The 3,571-nt window shown below is 42.8% G+C and carries 3 protein-coding genes; 2 read left to right on the top strand and 1 reads right to left on the bottom strand.

The window, feature by feature from the left end:
• Positions 1–123: 123 nt before the first annotated feature.
• Positions 124–1,236, bottom strand: a complete 1,113-nt coding sequence (locus JHD69_RS19245) for an L-aspartate oxidase (RefSeq protein WP_370583524.1) — start codon at positions 1,234–1,236, stop codon at positions 124–126.
• A 517-nt stretch (positions 1,237–1,753) separates the two neighbouring features.
• Here JHD69_RS19245 and nadA point away from each other — a divergent pair.
• Positions 1,754–2,746 carry a quinolinate synthase NadA gene (gene nadA / locus JHD69_RS19240; RefSeq protein ID WP_199141964.1) on the top strand — a complete coding sequence of 331 codons (993 nt, stop codon included), beginning with the start codon at positions 1,754–1,756 and terminating at the stop codon, positions 2,744–2,746.
• Positions 2,747–2,773: 27 nt separating this feature from the next.
• On the top strand, positions 2,774–3,571 hold a 798-nt coding region (gene thiL, locus JHD69_RS19235), incomplete at its 3' end, for a thiamine-phosphate kinase (RefSeq protein ID WP_199141963.1).

Raw genomic sequence — 3,571 nt, 5'->3', positions numbered from 1 at the left:
CCCCCCCCCCCCCCCCCCCCCCCCCCCCCCCCCCCCCCCCCCCCCCCCCCCCCCCCCCCCCCCCCCCCCCCCCCCCCCCCCCCCCCCCCCCCCCCCCCCCCCCCCCCCCCCCCCCCCCCTTTTTCAATCACCCGCCCACCCCCGACAACTACACATGTCGTGGTTCGTCGGCAGCGTCAGATGTGTATAAGAGACAGCCGCAGGAGTAACCGGAATAAAATCTTTGGTCATGTCAATACCAATCGACAGGCATTTGGCATAGATGTTAGGAAAATGGGTCAGAATATCTTCCTTTTTCCTCATGGTAATGTCCAGATATACAAAATCATCGCCCGATTTTTTCATTTCGGCATCTATGGCACGAGCTACAATATCGCGTGGAGCCAATGAACCCCGTTTATCATACTCATACATAAATTCTTCGCCGTTCCTTCTTCTCAATACGCCACCAAAGCCACGAACTGCCTCAGAAATCAGAAAGGAAGGATATTCGCCAGGATTATACAAAGCGGTGGGATGGAACTGTATAAATTCCATGTTTCTGATCTTACCTTTAGCCCGATAAACCATCGCCATACCATCGCCTGTGGCTATAACCGGATTGGTGGTAGTCGAATATACATGACCGGCACCACCCGATGCCATTACCGTAACACTTGCCAATATCTTTTCCACATCGTTAAGCTCTGTGTTAAAGGCATATATACCGTAACAGTTAATATCTTCACTGCTCTTATCCACATGCACACCCAGATGATGTTGGGTAATCAGCTCCAAACAGAAGTAATGTGTTAATATCTCTATGTTCTTATTCTCGTGTATTTGCTTCAATAAAACACTCTCAATTTCATAGCCGGTAATATCTTTATAATGCAAAACCCGATGTTCGGAATGTCCGCCTTCCTTAGCCAGATCGAAGAAGCCAGAAGTATTTTTATCAAAGTTAATCCCGTAATCTATAATCTCTTGGATGCGTTGCGGACCTTCTTTCACCACGATTTCCACAATCTTTTCATCGCACAATCCATCGCCTGCAATCAGGGTATCTTCTATATGTTTTTCGAACGAATCGGACTCGTCAACTACCACTGCCACACCGCCTTGAGCATACTTGGTATTGGATTCGTCTTCGTTTGATTTGGTTACGATCAGTACCTTTCCATACTGCGCTGCCTTTAAGGCGAAACTCAACCCGGCAATGCCCGATCCAATCACCAAAAAATCTACTTTCTTCATTAAATTAACGTTATTCAAGCAATTGTTAACAATTTCAACATTAATGTTGGTAGCCTGTCTAAATAAAACCAACAAAATTATTTGGATGTTTAAAGCTAAGGCAAAATCGCAATTTGACACAATCTTTTGCATAATTTTTGAGCAGCTTTATATAGTTTATTAACTTTTTACACACCCGTTAAGAATACACATTTTAATATTGATAAATTTATAGGTCTAAAAATACCACACTGAAAATCAAGCCCTAATTAAAATAAAAAAGCAGGATAAATGTTGGTAAGTATGTGATAAGTTATTTTCGACAAGATTTTAGGAGAATTTCTTCACAATACCAACATCCTAATAAACAACAAGATTCTTTTTATAAAAAGTAATTATGATTTATTGATGCGTTGAAAGCTGCGTATCTTTGGGTTCGATTAATGGCAGCAGGAGTAAATGACAGCATGAATGAATGAAACAAATTTTGGATAAAAATCATTCGGAATTCAATCATTCAACAATTAAAAACAAAACAATGGATATTATAGAAGAACTGAGCATCAAGGGCTTTGTAGAAGAAGAGATAGATCCAACGCTTGATCTTTTTGAAGAGATTGAGAAACTGAAAAAGGAAAAAAATGCCATTATATTGGCACATTATTACCAAGAACCTGATATACAGGATATTGCCGATTATATTGGCGATAGTTTGGGCTTGTCGCAGGAAGCAGCGAAAACCGAAGCCGATGTGATTGTGTTTGCGGGGGTTCATTTTATGGCTGAAACGGCCAAGATCCTATCGCCCAACAAAAAGGTTTTATTGCCCGACTTAAAAGCAGGTTGTTCTTTGGCCGACAGCTGTCCGCCGCACCTGTTTAAAAAATTCAAGGAAAAATATCCCGATCATATCGTCATTACCTATGTAAACTGTACGGCAGAACTCAAAGCCTTGAGCGATATCGTTTGTACATCGACCAATGCGATACAGATTGTAGAAAGCTTGCCTAAAGACCAGCAGATTATTTTTGGTCCGGATAAAAACCTGGGTGCCTGGGTGGCAAAGAAAACCGGTCGCGATTTGGTATTGTGGAACGGAGCCTGTATGGTGCACGAAATTTTCTCGAGAGAAAAGATTACCAAACTGAAAGAGCGCCATCCTCATGCGCAGTTTATTGCCCATCCGGAGTGTGAAGAGGCTGTTTTGGCTATGGCCGATTATATCGGATCGACTACCGGATTGCTTAAATATGCCATTAACAGCGATGCTAAAGAGTTTATCGTAGCTACAGAGAGTGGCATTATCCACCAAATGGAAAAGGCCTGCCCGGATAAAACCTTTATTCCGGCACCGCCAAACAATACCTGTGCCTGCAACGATTGCGCGTATATGAAAAGAAATACACTCGAAAAATTGTATTTGTGTATTAAAAATGGCTTGCCAGAGGTAAATGTTCCGGCCAATATTATTGTGGAGGCTCGTAAACCGATTGAAAGGATGTTGGAAATTTCGGCCAAGCTGGGATTGTAATACCGTATTGTTAAGAAAGAAAAAATTATGTTTGAAAATAAAGAGCGTACCGATATTGCCGAACTGGGTGAATTTGGATTGATCAAGCACCTGACCCAAAACTTTAAAATACAGCACGAAAGTAGCGTTAAAGGTGTTGGCGACGATGCCGCCGTGCTCGATTTTAGCGATCAGCAGGTCTTGGTTTCTACCGATCTGCTGTTGGAAGGCATCCACTTTGACCTGGCCTATGTGCCACTGATCCATTTGGGTTACAAAGCCGTACAGGTAAACCTGAGCGATATTTATGCCATGAACGGCGTAGCTACCCAGATTACGGTTTCTATCGGCATTTCGAGCAAATTTCCCTTAGAAGCGGTTGAAGATATTTACAAAGGCATTGAACTGGCCTGCAATAAATTTAACATCGATTTGATAGGTGGCGATACTTCTTCGAGCAAGCAAGGGTTGGTGATTAGCATTACCAGTATCGGACATGCCAAAAAAGAAGATATCTGCTATAGAAACGGTGCGCAGGAAGGCGATTTGCTATGTGTATCGGGCGATTTGGGTGGTGCTTATGTAGGTTTGCAGATTTTGGAGCGTGAAAAACTTATCTTTTTGGAAAATCCGCAGATACAGCCCGATTTGGAAGGCAAGGATTATATCATTGAACGCCAATTGAAGCCAGAAGGCAGGCGGGATGTGGTTGATTTATTGGCCCAGCTGAAAATCAAACCTACGTCGATGATTGATGTATCTGATGGCTTGGCTTCTGAAATTTTGCATATCTGTACCCAGTCTGATAAAGGCTGCACCATTTACGACTGTCTCTTATACACATCT

Source organism: Pedobacter sp. ASV12 (assembly GCF_016429155.1).
GTDB lineage: Bacteria > Bacteroidota > Bacteroidia > Sphingobacteriales > Sphingobacteriaceae > Pedobacter.
This window is presented reverse-complemented; position numbering and strand designations above follow the sequence as displayed.